Annotated in this window: 22 protein-coding genes; 17 read left to right on the forward strand and 5 right to left on the reverse strand. The window is 36.3% G+C overall.

What is annotated here, in order from left to right:
* Positions 1-12 precede the first annotated feature (12 nt).
* On the reverse strand, positions 13-918 hold the full coding sequence (gene cysD, locus MYP_RS05985) for a sulfate adenylyltransferase subunit CysD (RefSeq protein ID WP_045459915.1): 906 nt from the start codon (positions 916-918) through the stop codon (positions 13-15).
* A gap of 51 nt (positions 919-969) precedes the next feature.
* Positions 970-1,566, reverse strand: coding sequence for an adenylyl-sulfate kinase (cysC, locus tag MYP_RS05990; RefSeq protein WP_045459919.1), 597 nt, complete (start codon positions 1,564-1,566; stop codon positions 970-972).
* A gap of 104 nt (positions 1,567-1,670) precedes the next feature.
* On the opposite strand from cysC, the gene cysQ reads away from it, so the two are divergent.
* The 9 genes from cysQ (at position 1,671) to MYP_RS06035 (ending at position 8,529) form a co-directional block, all read left to right on the forward strand.
* Positions 1,671-2,453: a 3'(2'),5'-bisphosphate nucleotidase CysQ gene (gene cysQ / locus MYP_RS05995; RefSeq protein WP_045459921.1), complete on the forward strand. Its 783-nt coding sequence runs from the start codon at positions 1,671-1,673 to the stop codon at positions 2,451-2,453.
* A gap of 20 nt (positions 2,454-2,473) precedes the next feature.
* A complete protein-coding gene (locus MYP_RS06000) occupies positions 2,474-3,409 on the forward strand; it encodes a glycosyltransferase family 2 protein (protein ID WP_045459924.1) in 936 nt (311 codons plus the stop codon).
* A 1-nt stretch (position 3,410) separates the two neighbouring features.
* Positions 3,411-4,100 carry a WbqC family protein gene (locus MYP_RS06005; protein WP_045461077.1) on the forward strand — a complete coding sequence of 230 codons (690 nt, stop codon included), beginning with the start codon at positions 3,411-3,413 and terminating at the stop codon, positions 4,098-4,100.
* A complete protein-coding gene (locus tag MYP_RS06010) occupies positions 4,097-5,167 on the forward strand; it encodes a sulfotransferase family protein (protein WP_045459929.1) in 1,071 nt (356 codons plus the stop codon). Before MYP_RS06005 ends, MYP_RS06010 begins: the two co-directional genes overlap by 4 nt.
* Entirely contained in the window at positions 5,157-5,825 is a 669-nt protein-coding gene (gene mnmD, locus MYP_RS06015; protein ID WP_045459932.1) for a tRNA (5-methylaminomethyl-2-thiouridine)(34)-methyltransferase MnmD, read from the forward strand. The genes MYP_RS06010 and mnmD overlap by 11 nt, the downstream gene beginning before the upstream one ends.
* 69 nt (positions 5,826-5,894) lie before the next feature.
* Positions 5,895-6,695 carry a hypothetical protein gene (locus MYP_RS06020; RefSeq protein ID WP_045459935.1) on the forward strand — a complete coding sequence of 267 codons (801 nt, stop codon included), beginning with the start codon at positions 5,895-5,897 and terminating at the stop codon, positions 6,693-6,695.
* Between the two features lie 5 nt (positions 6,696-6,700).
* Entirely contained in the window at positions 6,701-7,129 is a 429-nt protein-coding gene (locus tag MYP_RS06025) for a hypothetical protein (protein ID WP_045459937.1), read from the forward strand.
* Positions 7,130-7,204: 75 nt separating this feature from the next.
* Positions 7,205-8,020: a hypothetical protein gene (locus MYP_RS06030; RefSeq protein WP_045459939.1), complete on the forward strand. Its 816-nt coding sequence runs from the start codon at positions 7,205-7,207 to the stop codon at positions 8,018-8,020.
* A gap of 137 nt (positions 8,021-8,157) precedes the next feature.
* Positions 8,158-8,529 carry a co-chaperone GroES gene (locus MYP_RS06035; RefSeq protein WP_197060019.1) on the forward strand — a complete coding sequence of 124 codons (372 nt, stop codon included), beginning with the start codon at positions 8,158-8,160 and terminating at the stop codon, positions 8,527-8,529.
* 111 nt (positions 8,530-8,640) lie between these two features.
* Here MYP_RS06035 and hemB read toward each other — a convergent pair whose 3' ends face one another.
* Both hemB and rocD read right to left on the reverse strand, forming a co-directional pair.
* Complete coding sequence (hemB, locus tag MYP_RS06040; RefSeq protein WP_045459944.1) at positions 8,641-9,609, reverse strand: porphobilinogen synthase; 969 nt, start codon at positions 9,607-9,609, stop codon at positions 8,641-8,643.
* 19 nt (positions 9,610-9,628) lie between these two features.
* Positions 9,629-10,858, reverse strand: a complete 1,230-nt coding sequence (rocD, locus tag MYP_RS06045; protein WP_045459947.1) for an ornithine--oxo-acid transaminase — start codon at positions 10,856-10,858, stop codon at positions 9,629-9,631.
* Between the two features lie 479 nt (positions 10,859-11,337).
* Here rocD and rpmB point away from each other — a divergent pair, with 479 nt between their 5' ends.
* The 8 genes from rpmB (at position 11,338) to MYP_RS06080 (ending at position 17,177) form a co-directional block, all read left to right on the forward strand.
* Positions 11,338-11,574 (forward strand): 50S ribosomal protein L28, encoded by a 237-nt coding sequence (rpmB, locus tag MYP_RS06050; RefSeq protein ID WP_028981479.1) that lies wholly within the window; start codon positions 11,338-11,340, stop codon positions 11,572-11,574.
* Between the two features lie 35 nt (positions 11,575-11,609).
* Positions 11,610-11,792 carry a 50S ribosomal protein L33 gene (rpmG, locus tag MYP_RS06055; protein ID WP_045459950.1) on the forward strand — a complete coding sequence of 61 codons (183 nt, stop codon included), beginning with the start codon at positions 11,610-11,612 and terminating at the stop codon, positions 11,790-11,792.
* A 2-nt stretch (positions 11,793-11,794) separates the two neighbouring features.
* Complete coding sequence (locus MYP_RS25650; protein WP_081990411.1) at positions 11,795-11,950, forward strand: DUF4295 domain-containing protein; 156 nt, start codon at positions 11,795-11,797, stop codon at positions 11,948-11,950.
* An 83-nt stretch (positions 11,951-12,033) separates the two neighbouring features.
* Positions 12,034-12,990: a signal recognition particle-docking protein FtsY gene (gene ftsY, locus MYP_RS06060; protein ID WP_045459952.1), complete on the forward strand. Its 957-nt coding sequence runs from the start codon at positions 12,034-12,036 to the stop codon at positions 12,988-12,990.
* A gap of 13 nt (positions 12,991-13,003) precedes the next feature.
* Positions 13,004-13,462 (forward strand): hypothetical protein, encoded by a 459-nt coding sequence (locus MYP_RS06065; RefSeq protein WP_045461082.1) that lies wholly within the window; start codon positions 13,004-13,006, stop codon positions 13,460-13,462.
* An 83-nt stretch (positions 13,463-13,545) separates the two neighbouring features.
* Positions 13,546-14,859, forward strand: a complete 1,314-nt coding sequence (gene rimO / locus MYP_RS06070; RefSeq protein WP_045461085.1) for a 30S ribosomal protein S12 methylthiotransferase RimO — start codon at positions 13,546-13,548, stop codon at positions 14,857-14,859.
* A 189-nt stretch (positions 14,860-15,048) separates the two neighbouring features.
* Positions 15,049-16,608, forward strand: coding sequence for a bacillithiol biosynthesis cysteine-adding enzyme BshC (bshC, locus tag MYP_RS06075; RefSeq protein ID WP_045459954.1), 1,560 nt, complete (start codon positions 15,049-15,051; stop codon positions 16,606-16,608).
* Positions 16,605-17,177 (forward strand): 5-formyltetrahydrofolate cyclo-ligase, encoded by a 573-nt coding sequence (locus MYP_RS06080; RefSeq protein ID WP_045459957.1) that lies wholly within the window; start codon positions 16,605-16,607, stop codon positions 17,175-17,177. Before bshC ends, MYP_RS06080 begins: the two co-directional genes overlap by 4 nt.
* A 164-nt stretch (positions 17,178-17,341) precedes the next feature.
* On the opposite strand, the gene MYP_RS06085 is transcribed toward MYP_RS06080, so the two are convergent.
* On the reverse strand, positions 17,342-17,590 hold the full coding sequence (locus MYP_RS06085; protein WP_156140356.1) for a PID-CTERM protein-sorting domain-containing protein: 249 nt from the start codon (positions 17,588-17,590) through the stop codon (positions 17,342-17,344).
* Positions 17,591-17,592: the final 2 nt, after the last annotated feature.

Consider the following 17,592-nt stretch of genomic DNA (forward strand, 5'->3'; position numbering starts at 1 on the left):
GAAATTGATTTGTTAAAAATATCCTTGTTTCTTTCTGTCTTCCATTGCAGCTTCTGATCTTTTGTCATCAGCCCTGGTGCCACGCTCAGTCTGACGTGCGGCAGCAACCTCCTGGATGATTTCATCAAGTGTGGAAGCTTCTGATTCAACTGCTCCTGTACAAGTCATATCGCCAACAGTTCTGAATCTGATAGTTCTCTCTTCATAATGTTCACCTTTTAAAAGAGTGATATAGTCAGATTTTGCTAAAAGCATTCCGTTTCTGTCAACAATGGTTCTTTTATGAGAAAAATAAATCGTTGGAATTTCAAGTTTTTCCATGGCTATATATTGCCATACGTCCATTTCAGTCCAGTTACTTAAAGGGAATATTCTGAAGTGCTCTCCCTGGCTCTTTCTGCCATTGAAGAGATTCCATAGTTCTGGTCTTTGGTTTTTAGGGTCCCACTGACCAAACTCGTCTCTGTGAGAGAAAAAGCGCTCTTTCGCTCTTGCTTTTTCTTCATCTCTTCTGGCGCCACCAAAGCAGGCATCAAACTTAAATTCTTCAATAGCATCAAGAAGTGTGATGGTCTGAAGACCATTTCTGCTTGGGTTTGGTCCTTTTTCCTCAACAGCTCTTCCCTGATTTATTGAGTCCTGTACATTTCTGACAATAAGTCTTGCTCCAACTTTTTTCACAAGATCATCTCTGAAGTCCAGAGCTTCCTGAAAGTTGTGCCCTGTATCAATATGCATCAATGGGAATGGCAGTTTTGCAGGCCAGAATGCTTTCTGAGCAAGTCTTACCATCACAATAGAGTCTTTTCCTCCCGAAAAAAGTAATGCAGGTCTCTCGAACTGTGCGGCCACTTCTCTCATGATGAATATCGCTTCCGCCTCAAGCTGTTTCAGGTGACTTAAATTGTAGGAAATCATAGGTTATAAGGTTTGAAAAGCCAATATGGCTTCACTATTACAATTTTAAGGTTAATTTATTTTTATCTTTTTGAAAACTGCCGTTAAGATCTCTTCTTTGCACATATCCAAAGGTTTAAGATCGGTCCTTACTTCCAGGCTAGGATTCTGCGGCTCTTCAAAAGGTGAATCCAATCCGGTGAAATTTTTTAACTCTCCATTTCTGGCTTTTCGATACAGTCCCTTCACATCTCTTTGCTCACATATCTCAAATGGACAGTTCACATATAATTCGAAATAATCTTCAGCTCCGATAATATTTTTGGCCATATTACGGATCTCTTCTGTCGGACTTATTAAAGAACAGATAGTTATAACCCCGCAGTTGAGAAATAATTTTGAAACCTCTGCCGCTCTTCTGATATTTTCTATTCTGTCAGCTTCTGAAAATCCAAGATTGTTATTTATTCCTGTCCTTAAATTGTCTCCATCCAGCAATTGTGTCAGGAATCCGTTTTTATGTAGTTCTTGTTCAATGGCTTTCGCTAAAGTACTTTTCCCGGAACCAGAAAGACCCACCATCCAGATCACAACAGATTTTTGCTGCAGAATCGTTTCCTTATCTTCCCGTTTAAGAATTCTATCGAATATAGGATGAATATTTTCCAATGGATGTAAAGAAATTTTAATCTGTAAAATTACTACATTTTCAGTAAAAAAAAGAGAGAATGACCAAAATTATCTAAATTTGAAATTCAATAAAAAGTGGATTCATGCAACTGCCTGAAATTAATTTTGATAAGGTTCAAGAAATAGCCCTTAGGGCAGGTAAACTCATTATGGAAGTCTATAGTTTGCCTGACTTTACCGACCTTATTGATACCAAAGCTGATAATTCACCATTAACACTTGCTGACAAAAAATCTAATGATTTTATAGTTGCTGGTCTAAAAAGTCTTACACCACAGATTCCCATCATTTCTGAAGAAGAAAAAGAAGTATCATACGATGTAAGGAAAAACTGGTCAATTTTCTGGCTTGTAGATCCGCTTGATGGAACCAAAGAATTCATCAAGAGAAACGGTGAATTCACTGTAAACATAGGACTTATCGTAAATGGTTATCCCGTAGCTGGTGTTATTTATGCTCCTGCTTTGGATGAAATGTATTTTGGCCAGATTGGAAAAGGAAGTTTTAAAATTAGTAATGGAAAAACGTTTCCAATAAAAGTAAGCGACAGAAAAACAGCTCTTATAGGTGTCGGAAGCCGCTCACATGCTGCAAAAGAGGAAGAAGATTTTTTCTCAAAATTTAATGTGGCAGAAAGAATTTCCAAAGGAAGTTCATTGAAGTTCTGTCTGCTTGCGGAAGGAAGCGCTGATCTTTATTATCGCCATGGTCCGACTATGGAGTGGGATACTGCAGCAGGTCAGGCTATCGTGGAAGCAAGTGGTGGAGTTGTTGTAAATCTGGATAAAAAGAGATTTGAATACAACAAAGAGTCTTTACTTAATAATAGTTTTATCTGTGCTTCTGATGAAGTATTTCTTAGCTGACAGTTGTGTAATGTTTTAATATGATTTCATCTGAAATTAGTTATTCTGTTGTTGTACCAGTATTTAACAGCTCTCATTCCCTTGTAGAGCTGAGAGACAGAATTGATGCTGTTTTCAAAAATGAAATGAAGGAAACATACGAGCTTATTTTTATTGATGATGGCTCTGAAAATGAATTAACATGGCCCTTTCTTGATGGTCTTTCAAAAAAATATATAGAAGTTACAAGCATCCGCCTAATGAGGAATTTTGGCAAACAGGGTGCTTTGCTTTGTGGATTCAATAATGCGAAAGGTCGTTACATTATTACAATAGATGATGACCTTCAGCATTTTCCGGAAGATATTCCATCTCTTGCAGCACTGAATGCTCATGATGTAGTTATTGGCAGGTTTGAGAAAAAGGAACACAGCATAAGTAAAAGGATTTTCAGCAGAGTTAATAACTGGTTTGAAGCAAAGCTGCTGGGTAAACCCAGGCATATCAGGAATAGTCCTTTCAAGCTTATAAAAGCTGAAGTTGTGAAAGCCTTTTTGCAAATTAAAACTCCCAATCCATCGGTAAGTGCTTTGCTGTTTTATGTTACCAAAGATGTAAAGAATGTAAATGTTCGTCATGCGAAAAGACCTTACGATCAATCAGGATTTACACTGAAAAAAATGTTTGCGACCTTTGCCAATATGCTTTTTAATAACAGTAGCTTTTTACTGAAACTTATTGCATATGCTGGTATCTCCATATCTTTTTTCAGTTTCCTTCTTGCATTCATTTATTTTATTAAAAAACTTACAGTAGGCATACCTGTTCCAGGATATGCGTCTTTAGTAACAGTAACTTTATTTATTGGAGGGCTTATGCTTTTCTCAATTGGCATAGTTGGAGAATATCTGATAAGGATCATTAACGGTGTCGAATTAAAACCTGCCTATGTTGTCAGGGAAAAATCTGGAGAATGAGATGAAAAAGACTGTAGTCATTCTTCAGTCAAATTATATTCCATGGAAAGGATATTTTGATTTAATCAATAGTGCTGATGAATTTGTTTTTTATGATGATGTTCAATACACTACCGGAGACTGGAGAAACAGGAATAAGATAAAAACCGAGGATGGTACGAAATGGCTTACTATCCCTGTTGGAGATAATATTAAGAGAACGGTAAAGGAAGTGAGATTTGAAAATAATGATTGGAAAAGCAAGCACTTCCAGATACTCAAAAAATATTATTCTAAAGCTCCTTTCTATGAAATTTCTTTGCCTCTGATTAATAGTTTATACTTTAATGAAATCGGAACACTCTCAGAGTATAACCAGTTTGCAATAAAAGAAATTTCTAACTGGTTGGGAATAAAAACCACATTTAACGATTCTTCCATTTATGCTCCTGAAGGCGATAAAATAAGCCGTCTAATAGATATTCTTTTAAAAACCAAAGCTACAGAGTTTTTGTGTGGTCCGGCAGTAAAGAATTATTTAAAGCAAGAGTTAATTCAGGAACAAGGAATATCGATGAGATATTTTGATTATTACGGATACAGGGAATACAATCAACTCTTTCCTCCTTTCATACATGAAGTAAGCATCCTGGACCTTATATGTAATGAAGGAAAACATTCAATCGAATTTCTTAAAAGTTATACCAGTTGAAGTTTTTTTTCGTCACCGGATTATATAGATCAGGAACAACCCTCCTGGAAAAGCTTCTATTTCAGCACCCTTCTGTCAGCATTGCATTTCAGCCATATCCCTCTTTTTATCATCTGGTGAAAAAGAGATTTAATGAAAGTCAGAATATTTCATCTATTTATCCTATCAATACCAGGTTGGATAATGAGTATTTTGAGATGCAGGATTTTATTGAGTTTCTTAATCACTATAAGCTTAATGAATCTGACAAGGTAAATTCAGGAATTGAATCATTACTTCATTCTAACAATGGCTTTATTGATTTATTCAAACAGCTACAGCTGGCTGCAGGGAAGGAGCTGGTTACGAATGAAACAATATACGTGGGAAGTAAGGAAATATTATGTGAAGATTATATAGGCGCACTTCTTGAAAGTGGTATACATGTAATTCACATTGTAAGAGATCCCAGAGATGTGCTTTGCTCTGCAGCTTTAGGAAAAGAATATACAGGGAAAACCAGGCCGTTGTTATATACAATAAGAATGTGGAGGAAGTCTGTAGCATTTCGTATTCAATATTCTGAACATCCTCTTTTTTACTCTGTCAGATATGAAGATCTGGTTAAGGCTCCTCAGTCAGTGCTGAAAGAATTAACAGGGTTTTTGAATGTACAAGAAATAGAATTGCAGCCAAAACTAATGGATCAGCAAGGTAATATCTGGAGAGGCAATTCATCATTTGGGGAAAGTGAACTTATCTCTTCTTCATCTATTGGCAAGTATAAAGAGATTCTGGATACAAATTCTATTTCATTTGTCAATTCACTTTGTGCTCCGGAGTTGAAATATCTGGATTACGAATGTGAAGATATTAAAGATCTAAAAGAAGTTTTTGGAGGATTTAAAGAACCATTCCCAATACACCATGATTTGTTTCAGCAAGATTATTCAGTTAGCGAAACAAATCAAACCATGGAAATTAAAAGAACTGGCCTTCTAAAGGCAGATGGCATTTCTCTCAAAGAAATAGAAAAGTATTATCAGTTTGAATTGGTATATAAAATTTTAAAAAAGCATGCAGTCTAAAATTGAAATAATAAAAACAGAAGATGGATCTCATTCTCTTTATATACCCGATATGAAAGAAACCTATCACTCAACGCACGGAGCGTTGCGTGAATCAGAATACGTATTTATAAAAAACGGACTGGACCTTATAAAAACAAGCAATGAAATCAATATACTTGAAGTTGGGTTCGGGACTGGTCTCAATACTTTTTTGACTTTTCTCGAAAGTGAAAAGAAAGCATTAAAGATTTATTATCAAACCATTGAACCATATCCTTTAGAAGAAAATATTTTTTCAGCACTTAATTATCCTGATATAATAGCTCCAGATAAAAGCAGATATTTTTATGATTTTCACAAGGCCCCTTTTGGTGAAAAAGTACAGTTTAGCGAAGAGTTTGTCTTCCAAAAGCATTTTCAAAAACTTGAAGACCTCCAATTGAAACCTGAACTCATTGATCTCGTATACTTCGACGCTTTCGCGCCTTCAAAACAACCCGAACTTTGGGAATTAGGGAATTTTGAAAAAATTTTCAAATGGATGAAAAGTGAAGGAGTGATCGTAAGTTATTGTGCCAGTGGACAATTTAAGAGGAACTTAAAGTCTGCAGGCTTTTTTGTTGAGACGCTTCCAGGGCCTCCCGGAAAAAAGGAGATGACCAGAGGTGGAAAATAGTTGTCGTAACATTAAAAAACTGTATTTTTGAAACCTAATTATTTTTAAGTACATATTTTAATTCTAACAATGAGGAAAATTTCAGTAATCTTTTTACTGGTATTAATGGCCAGTGCATCATTTGCTCAATTATCAGAGAGGTTAAATGATACCAGTGTTTACAGTATTGGTACGAGACCTTTAAAGGGTACCAAAGTTATTACATTTGGATTTAACATGAATCAAAGTGTATTCGACAATTACAACAACCTAAAACAAGGCGGACTTATCAGTGGAAAATACTTCATTGAAGACGATTTAGCTGTAAGAGGAGCTCTTAAAATTGTAAAAGATGCAACATCTTCAAAAGGAGAGGTGGATCATAAAACTAATGTCCTTGGAGTTGAACGTTCAGAAGCTAAATCAAGCACAAGAGAATATGTTCTTGTTCCAGGTCTTGAAAAGCACTTTAGTAGAAAAAACATCTTTGATGTGTATGCTGGAGGTGATTTATATCTTGGTTTCAAAAGAGATGTGATCAAGGAAGAAACAGATTATAATAATGGAGATTTTGACCACCGTTCAGCTAAAACACCTTCATCTTTAGTGGGTCTTGGTGGTGTTGTGGGATTTAACGTGTTCATTCTTGATCTTCCAATATCTATCGGTATGGAATATGGATTACAAGGTCTTTGGACTTTAGGAGGAAAAACACATGTTGAATCTTCAACAAGTGTTGGTGGCGTTGAAAATACTCAGGATTATTATACTCAGAATTTCAATGGAGTAGGTAATGCAGATACATATCAATACAGCAAGTTGAAAAAGAGAGCTACAACCTGGGATACCAACAGCAACCTGAGATTAATTGTAAATATTTATTTTAACTAATCAGAATGAAGAGCTTTTTTTATAATATAGTATTAGGCGTATTTTTATTAGGCCTAGCTACTTCATGCAGGGTGAACTACAAAGCAGTACCGGTAGCCACTTTAGATGCTAGAGTTAATTTTACAACTAATGACCTTGAATATATTGGAGAAGTAAAAGGTACTGCTACACAAAGCTATCTGTTAGGATTTATTCCTGTTGGAGGAAGAAGGTACTATTATGCTAACGTAGGTTTAAATCCGGGATTAACAAACTTTAGATTCCGCGGTAGAGCTTTCAATAATGCATACTATGATGCTTTGCAATCTAAACCTGATGCTGATTTTGTGTTGCCTTTAGGCTTTACAGAACAAGTAGACAGAATGTTTCTTGGTAGAAAAGTAACAATAAACGTAAAGGCTAAGGCGTTTAAGCTGAAGGAAGGTAGTAAATAATTAAAACCCTGACTTGCCGAACTTAACAAAACAAAAAACCTAAGGGAACTTAGGTTTTTTTAATTTTTAAAATCAATGAAAAAAGCCAGAATTATTATCGTTTGCCTGCTCTCTGTGATATTTTTCCAAAGTTGTAAGAAAGATGATCCAGATCCATTGATCACTTCTGTTACCCCTTCAGTTTTAACATTGAACGGCAATGTAGGAGAAGTAAAAACGTTCTATTTTAATGCGTCATCAAAAGATGGCCTTAACAGATTAGTCATAAGTTATCAGGAAGATGGAGGTTTATCAAAGATAATTGTAGACTCCTTATTGCACGGAGTCAAAAATGCTACTTACAGAATGGAATATTTGATTCCTGATAAGCAGAAAGACTATACCCATTTGCTGATGTTTAGAATTATAGATAATGAAGGTCGTGATAAAACAGAAGCGAGAAAACTCCTTGTAAAGGCAAAGGCCCCTTTACTTACAGAATCGTCAGGAGCAATTATTTATTCAAAAGCCTCCGGCAATGCTGATGCTTATGATTTGGTAGCTATGGCTGCAAAGTTCTCAGGGTTATCTCCTGATAGTTTGAGAGACATCCAGACTTTTTCTTTAAATGATACTTCATCAGTATTGTCTAAGTCAATTATTAGTCCTGCAGGCGGGCAGTTTGTGCTTTTTAACGGATTTGACTATGTAAATGCAACAGCGGTGTCTTTGCAGGAAGCTTACAGAGCCGGACAAAAAGTAGATAAAATTTCGAATCTGGAACAAGGGCAGATTATTTTAACCCGCTTGGGTAGAGAATCAGATTCTTTTTATGCTGCTATTAAAATAACAGATGTCATAGACCTTCCTGGAGCAAAGGATGATAAAATCATGTTTAACGTTAAAAGATAATTTTATATTCAAGTGATATATGATTGAAAGGAGCTGTACTTAGCTCCTTTTTTATTCAGGCTTTTCCCCTGATTGTAATGAAGGCTTATGTAAATTTGATTTGCCTTTATTAAATTTGCAGAAAAAAGAAATTCATAATGCTTTCAATAGACAGATCTCTTGACAAATTAATAGTAGTGGGAGACAGAGTATTAATAAAGCCAAAAACATTAACGGATAAAACTTCTTCAGGATTATATCTGCCTCCTGGAGTAATTGAAAAGGACAGGATACAGAGCGGATATGTAATTAAAGTTGGTCCTGGATATCCTATTCCTGTTCCGGATGAAAGCAATCAGGAACCATGGAAAGAAAAACAGGATTCAACTAAGTACATTCCATTGCAGGCTCAGGAAGGAGATCTTGCAATTTATCTGCAGAATGGTGCTTATGAAATTACCTTTAATAAAGAAAAATATTACATAGTGCCTCAGCCTAGTATATTAATGCTAGTGAGAGAGGATTTGTAAAAAGCGGAAAGCTGAAAGTAAAAAGAGGTAAATGACTTGCATTTACCTCTTTTTTTATAACCTTCAACTTATTGAAAGGTGGTGAAATTCTTCTTACTTTAAGCTTTCCGCTTAATAATTTGAAAGAACGGCAAATTCTTTAGCAAAATAAGTAAGGATAACCTTTGCTCCAGCCCTTTTCATACTTAATAGAGCTTCTGCCATTGCTCTTTCTCCGTCAATCCAACCTTTTTCGGAAGCAGCTTTTATCATTGCATACTCTCCGCTCACATTATAAGCTGCAATCGGGAGTTCATAATTGTCATATAAAAGCTTAATTACATCAAGATACGCCAATGCAGGCTTCACCATTAGAAAATCAGCACCTTCAGCAAAATCAAGTTCTGCCTCTATCAATGCTTCCGCCTGATTTGCGGGGTCCATTTGATATGTTTTCTTATCGCCGGCTTTAGGGGCAGAATCTAAGGCATTTCTGAATGGGCCGTAAAAAGCACTTGCATATTTGGCAGTATAAGACATTATAGAAACATCCTCAAAGCCTTGGTTGTCGAGCATTTCTCTAAGATATCCAACTCTGAAATCCATCATATCTGAAGGCCCGATAATGTCAGCTCCGGCCTCAGCCTGGGCTAAAGCCATTTTCCCCAGTACCTCAAGTGTGGCATCATTCAGAATTTTACCGTTTTTTAATATGCCATCATGACCATCAGAACTATAGGGGTCCATCGCCACATCCGTCATAATACAAGCTTCAGGAAGCTCTGACTTTATAGCCTTTATTGTTTTAAGATAAAGCCCTTTTTCATTATAGCTTTCTTTGGCTAGAGGATCTTTTAAGGAATCTTCTACTTTAGGGAATAGTGCAAATGTCTTCAGACCGAGCTTCATACAAAGCTCTATCTCTCTGATTAACAGATCAGGAGTATATCTGAAAATTCCAGGCATACTGGATATTTCAGATCGTTCATTTTTACCTTCCTGCATAAACATTGGATAAATCAGGTCGTTGGTACTTACCTGATGCTCTCTTACCATAGATCTGATGGCTTCAGATTTTCTGTTTCTTCTCGGACGACGCATGTTTATTCAGGTTTTGAAATTAAAATTCAAGAATTGTTTTTTCGATAATATCGCAACACTCATTTAACTGAGCTTCATTGATTACTAAAGGAGGTGCGAATCTGATAATGTCCCCGTGAGTAGGCTTAGCTAAAAGACCATTGTCTTTTAATGCTACACATACATCCCATGCGGTTCTGCCGTCATTCGTAGGTTTAATCACAATTGCGTTTAGTAGTCCTTTTCCTCTTACAGCGAGCACATGGCCAGATTTTCCCTGAAGATCAGTCATTCTCTTTCTGAATAACTCACCCATTTTTGCCGCATTTTCAGTAAGCTTTTCATCACGTATGACCTCCAGTGAAGCTTGTGCAACAGCACATGCCATTGGATTACCGCCAAATGTGGATCCATGCTGACCTGGTTTAATCGTTAGCATAATAGGATCGTCTGCAAGTACTGCAGAAACAGGATATGTTCCTCCGGAAATTGCTTTACCCAGTATCAGAATATCAGCTTTTACATCTTCATATTGAGACGCGAGCAATTTTCCTGTTCTGCCAATTCCAGTCTGAATCTCATCAATGATGAACAGCACATTATATTTTTTGCAAAGTTCTTCTGCTTTTTTAAGATAACCTTCTGTAGGGACATAAACACCAGCTTCACCTTGAATGGGCTCCACAAGGAATGCACAAACATTCGGATTCTTCAGAGCGCTTTCAAGAGCAGTTGTATCACTATATGGTATAATCTGAAATCCTGGATTGAAAGGTCCGAAATCTTTTGTTGAATCAGGATCCGTGGATGCAGCAATAACCCCTGTAGTCCTTCCGTGAAAATTTTTTTCTACAGCAACAATCAAAGCCTGGTTAGAAGGGATATTTTTAACAGTATACCCCCATTTTCTTGCCAGCTTAATCGCGGTTTCAACAGCTTCAGCTCCAGAGTTCATCATTAGCACTTTGTCATATCCAAAGTACTCCGTTATAAATTTCTCACATTCGCCAAGACGTTCATTATAAAATGCGCGACTTGTTAATGTAAGTTTCTGCGCTTGGGCTATTAGAGCATTAATTATTTTGGGGTGACAATGGCCCTGGTTTACAGCACTATATGCGGATAGGAAATCATAATAACGTTTCCCCTCAACATCCCAGACAAATACTCCTTCTCCTTTGGAAAGCACAACCGGAAGCGGATGGTAATTATGCGCTCCATATTTTTCTTCCAGCTCAATAGCCTGTGTAGTTGCAGAAATAGTCCCCATCATATGTTTATTATTTTAATTATAAAAAAGGAAAATATCCTGAAAACATCATTTCTCCTCTAATTTTCCACAGAAATATATCAGGATTATAAGGAAATTTTTCAGGAAAGAATTTCAAATTTAGAAATAAAAGTATTCTTTTCTTAATGATTAGTGTGGTTTTCCTGAAAATAGATATGGTTTTTTTAGATATTAAATAAGAGACGAAATTAAAATTATAGCAATGTAATTTAATGGAAGACAGAGGGCTAAGCTTATAAAATTACCACATCGAGAACAATGGAGGAACTTCTCTGAAAAAATATTTTACGTACTGCACTTTTTAACTTATTTTTGTGGGGAAATAACCAAGGATAAAAACATTTGCACCTCTTTTGAGGGAAAGATTACTTTTGTCTGAAAGAAAAAATAAATCTTAATTTTGTATTTAGATTTTATTTTCGCATCTTTGCAACCCTATAATATAAAAAATTAGAAAAATGGCTAGAGTTTGTCAAATTACAGGAAAGAGAACAAGAGTAGGAAACAACGTTTCTCACGCCAACAACAAGACAAAGAGAAAATTCTATCCTAATCTTCAGACTAAGAAATTTTTTATTCCTGAAGAAAATAAATGGATAACTCTTAAAGTGTCTGCTTCTGCTTTAAGAACAATAACAAAAAAAGGCATTAGCGCTGTATTAAAAGAGGCTAAGGCGAATGGCATGGCCGTTTAATTATTTGGTTTTTACAAGAGAAATTGCAATAAATCATGGCAAAAAAAGGTAACAGGATTCAGGTGATTCTGGAGTGTACCGAGCACAAAAACAGTGGTCTACCTGGTACAAGCAGATATATCACTACTAAAAACAGGAAAAATACTCCTGAAAGGATTGAACTTAAAAAATACAATCCTGTGTTAAAAAAAGTGACCATCCATAAAGAAATTAAATAACCATGGCAAAGAAAGTAGTTGCTACCCTGAAGAAGGCGGATGCTGGAAAAGGGTTTGCCAAAATTATTAAGGCAGTAAAGAATGATAAAACCGGAGCTTACTCTTTCAGAGAAGAAATTGTAGCGGTAGATCAGGTTCAGGAAGCATTGAAGAAATAATTGCTTCTTCGTAAATTATTAATGATAAAGTCCCTTAACGGGACTTTTTTATTATTTTAGTGTTTTAAGAAAAAGATTATTTCATGGCGCTGTTTAATTTCTTTTCAAAAGATAAAAAGGAGTCTCTGGATAAAGGTCTGGAAAAAACCAAGGATAGCTTCATTTCTAAGCTAACCAAGGCCATGGTGGGAAAATCCAAGGTCGACGACGAAGTCTTGGACAATCTGGAAGAGATGCTCGTTACCTCTGATGTGGGCGTGCAGACTACTTTGAAAATTATCAAAAGAATAGAACAGAGAGTAGAAAAGGATAACTATGTGACGACTTCAGATTTGGATAAAATCCTGAAGGAAGAGATTGCCGGACTGCTTGCTGAAAATAATTCAGAGGATTTGTCTGACTATGAAATCCCAAAAGTTTCCGGGCCATATGTAATTCTTGTAGTTGGAGTGAATGGAGTAGGTAAAACAACTACTATTGGAAAGCTCGCAGCCCAATTTAAAAAGAAAGGTAAAAAAGTAGTTCTGGGAGCTGCTGATACATTCCGTGCTGCTGCTGTAGATCAGTTGAAAATGTGGGGAGAAAGGGTAGGCGTGCCTGTAGTATCTCACGGTATGAACACTGATCCTGCTTCTGTTGCATTTGACGCAGCAAAACAAGGCCTTGATCAACAGGCTGATATAGTAATAATTGACACTGCAGGAAGATTACATACTAAAGTAAATCTTATGAATGAGCTCTCTAAAATAAAAAGGGTCATTCAGAAATTCATACCAGAAGCACCTCATGAAGTTCTTTTAGTATTGGATGGAAGTACAGGTCAAAATGCTTTTGTACAGGCTACCGAATTTACCAAAGCTACGGAAGTGTCGGCACTTGCTATCACGAAGCTGGATGGAACTGCAAAAGGAGGGGTGGTTTTAGGGATTTCTGATCAGTTTAAAATACCAGTGAAATATATCGGTGTAGGAGAAAAGGTAGATGATCTTCAGGTCTTTAATAAACATGAGTTCGTTGACTCTCTCTTCAACAGGCAATAATTTAATCCTACTTTTGGGGTTAATATTTCTATTTTCTTTTTCGGAATATTCTTGCGTTTCCCGAAAAAACGTCTCTGTTCCTGTTGACACAAGTCAGGGAATTTCAGGTAAACTAATTTTCAAAGAAGGTGATTTTACTACTACAGCAGAGCTCCCTGAAGAAGGTAAAATTTTTGGTATCGAAAGAGAAATTTATATTTATCCGCTTACTTCACTAAAAGAGTCTGAACTTGCAGAAGGAGATTTTTTTAAAACCATCTCTACAACTCCCTTAGACACAATTCTAACCCAACAAGACGGAACTTTCAAGTTACCTTTGGAAGTTGGAAAATACTCACTGGTAATTAATGAGGGCGGGAGACTCTATTCTAAAATTTCTCCCGATTATTACTTGTTCCCAGTGAAAGTGGAAAAGAATAAATTTACCAATGTAGTTTTTGAAGTAGACTACATGGCACACTACTCAGAATAGTTTTAAAATAATAAGTAATTTTGGAGATTGGAGCACTGAAGGAATATATTATTCCATTTCCAATCAATATTCCAGTATTAAAGATGAAGACTAAAGGCACAAGAAAGACAAAGGTAAATATCATCACATTAGGTTGTTCCAAAAATCTGGTGGACTCGGAGAATATTCTAACACAATTGAAAGGTAATAATATTGACGCTGCTCACGAGTCAGGAAAAGATGATGCGAATGTCGTGGTCATTAATACCTGTGGATTTATCGACAATGCCAAGCAAGAATCTATAGATACAATTCTGAGGTATGTGGATGCTAAAGAGAGCGGTCTTGTAGAAAAGATTTATGTTACTGGATGTCTTTCCCAGCGTTATAAAGATGATCTTGAAAAGGAAATTCCACAGGTAGACGCTTTCTTTGGTACAAGTGACCTCCCAATACTTCTCAAAAAATTTAAAGCTGATTATAAACATGAATTGCTTGGTGAACGTCTTATCACCACTCCAAGACATTATGCTTTTTTGAAAATTGCAGAAGGTTGTGATCGTCCTTGCTCATTCTGTGCAATTCCGGTAATGCGTGGTAAACATGTATCGAGAGGTATAGAAGAATTAGTCACAGAAGCAAAGAATCTGGCTAAGAACGGAACGAAGGAATTAATTCTGATAGCCCAGGACCTTACTTATTACGGTCTTGATATTTATGGTAAACGTGATCTCGCTGAATTATTAAGGAAATTGTCGGATGTGAATGGAATTGACTGGATACGTTTGCAGTATGCTTATCCGTCTCAGTTTCCAATGGATGTGCTGGACGTAATGGCGGAAAGAGATAACATCTGCAAATACCTGGATATGCCGCTTCAGCATGCATCTTCAAATATGCTAAAGATTATGAGAAGGGGGATCACAAGGAACAGAACAGAAGATCTTATAAAGGCAATCAGAGATAAGGTTCCTAATATAGCTTTAAGGACAACAATGATTGCAGGACACCCGGGAGAGACAGAGCAGGATTTTGAAGAGCTTTGTCAATTTGTAGAGGAAATGAAATTTGACAGGCTTGGGATATTCACCTATTCTCACGAAGAGCATACGCATGCATATACATTAAATGATGATATTCCAGCAGAAGTAAAAAGAGAGCGTGCGGATACGATTATGGGTATTCAGGAAGGCATTTCTTTGGAATTAAATCAGGCAAAGGTAGGAAATACTTATAAAGTACTTTTTGACAGGAAAGAAGGCGGGTATTTTATTGGAAGAACTGAATCTGACTCTCCAGAGGTAGATAATGAAGTGTTGGTTTCGGCGGAAAATACTTATGTGAGAGTTGGGGATTTCGCAAAAGTAAAGATCGATTCAGCTTCTGAATTTGATCTTTATGGTAAAATTGTGGAGTAAGCAATCCGCAATTAAACTTTATTAATAACGAAAGATGGTTCTGACTTTTGGTTGGAATCATTTTTATTTTAATGCAAAATACTTCGGTTATCAGTTCTCTTCACCTTCATTGGACTTCATTTTCTCCTGTTGTATTTGTCTATTGAAAAATCAGGGTTAAATTCGACCATAAAATTTCCACCACCATCAATGAAAATACTTCCAGTTGAAGCTGAAAAAACCGGTGCTTTTTCAAAATTATATCTTGATTACATTTCTCAGAAAGAAGATCTCTCTCTCTTTTATAATCTGTTTCCTTCAATAGAAAATATAGAGCAACAAATTGCTCAAAAGAAGTTCAAGGCGGATCAAAGGGGCCTTTTGACGGATGCTTTGAAAAGACAATATTCAGATATTGTCATAAAACAAGCTGCCGAAAAAGGAATCGATGAATTATTAAATGACCATACATTTACAATTACTACCGGTCATCAATTAAATCTGTTTACAGGACCTTTGTACTTGATTTACAAGACAGTTGCCATTATTAAAGCTTGCGAAATCTTAAAACGTAAATATTCGAAATACTCCTTTGTTCCGGTTTTCTGGATCGCAACAGAGGATCATGACTTCGCAGAAATCAACCATTTTCATCTTTTCGGAAAAACATATACCTGGGAAACCCGACAGAAAGGGGCTGTGGGAAGGTTGAGTTGCGAAGGAATAGAAAAGATATTAAATGAACTTCCCGAAAAGGTCGAGTTATTTGAAAAGGCATATCTGGAAAACGGCAGTACATTATCAAAAGCTACCCGCTATATTCTCAATGAGCTTTTCGGAGACTATGGGCTTGTAGTTCTGGATGGTGATGATGCTTCTTTAAAGCAGGTATTGAAACCGGTGATCAAGGAAGAAATCGAAGGGGATACTATTTGTAAAATCGTAGAGAAAACAACTAAATCTCTGGAAGATCTTGGATATAACGGGCAGGTATTTCCAAGAGAGATTAATCTATTTTATTTAAAAGAAGGATTAAGAGAACGTATTATTAATGAAGGGGATCATTTTAGGGTTAACAATACCGATATCGTTTATAGCAGATCAGAAATACTTCGACTAGCCGAAGAAGAGCCTGAAGTATTTAGCCCTAATGTTGTTCTGAGGCCCTTATATCAGGAGATGTTGTTACCTAACCTGGCTTACATAGGAGGTCCGTCAGAGTTGACTTACTGGCTGCAACTTAAGGGTATATTCAATCATTTTGGAATAGCATTTCCCATGTTGATGCCGAGGTTGTTTTTCTTAATCATCAATGCAGCAAATAGCAAAAAGATCACTAAGCTGAATATAAACGAAGAGGACTTATTTAAATCAGTAGTTGAATTGAAAGAGTTATATCTCGATATGCATTCTTCAGAGCATATTGAAACTGAAGAAGAGCATTCACTGCTGAATTATATTTTTAAAATGCTTCAGACTAAAGCTGCTGATATTGATCCAACTTTGATCGCTTATACAGAGGCAGAAGCAAAAAGAGCTTCCGATATTATTCATAATGTAGAAAAACGATTTAAGAAAGCTTTGGAGAAAAAACATGAGCAGGGAATTCAGCAGTTAATTGGGTTAAAAGAAAAGTTGTTTCCAGCGAATACACTTCAGGAGCGTTATGATAATTTTCTGAATTTTTACATCAACGATCCTGATTTGATAAGCAAACTGATGACTGCAGATCCATTTGATTTTAGATTTAAAGTTTTACTGCAGGAATGAAAAAGAGAGAAATCCGGTCATTTTATTTAAATGAAAGGAAAAATCTTTCTTCTCAAAAGCTTGAACAGATAAGTATAGAAGCTGCAGATTGCTTTTTTAATAACTTTGATTTGAAATCTGTAAAGTGCTCTCACATCTTTCTATCAATACCTCTTCAAGCTGAAATAAATACTAAATATATCATCGACAGGTTCTGGAAAAGTTATCCGGATATTGACATTTCAATTCCTAAAACAGATCGAGCTAATCTTTCAATTGATAGTTATTATTTTACACCTACCACTGTTTTAGAAGAAAATCCCTGGAAAATTCCTGAACCTATCGATGCTCAGCCAACTCCGCATGAGGTGATAGATCTTGTGTTTTTGCCAATGCTTGCTTTTGATAGAAGGGGGTACAGGGTAGGGTATGGTAAAGGATTTTACGACAGATTTCTGGCAACCTGCCGAGAAGATGTTTTAAAAATAGGTATATCCTGTTTTCCCCCAACAGATCCTATTGAAGATGTAGATCAATATGATATTCCAATGAACTACTGTATTGTTGGGAAGGAGTTGTATAAGTTTTAGAGTAATGGCTAAATCTGAAGGTTGAGTTTTGCTTTACCTTGAGAAGTTTAATTTGTCAATATATTCGAAAGGAGGGTATTATAAACACCTCTCTAACCTTTCAGAAGAAGCTGATACATTAAATTGATAAAAAAAGCGTAGCCTTATTGACTACGCTTTAAGAATTATTTCAGTTCTTTACTTTTCTTGTAATGGGAGTGGATTTTCTTTGCTCCTAATGCTGCACCGGCAACCAGGAAAGCTCCAATACCCCCATCAAAGGGAATCTCTTCTGCCCCACCGGTTCCCCCGGGACCTTCAGCTCCGCCAGGACCACCACCTCCGCTTCCAGGTTGCGCATACGCTGTTCCTGCGGCTATCGAAAGTAATACTATAAATATAACTTTTGATAATATCTTAATTATTGATGTCATCT

Source organism: Sporocytophaga myxococcoides, assembly GCF_000775915.1.
GTDB lineage: Bacteria > Bacteroidota > Bacteroidia > Cytophagales > Cytophagaceae > Sporocytophaga > Sporocytophaga myxococcoides_A.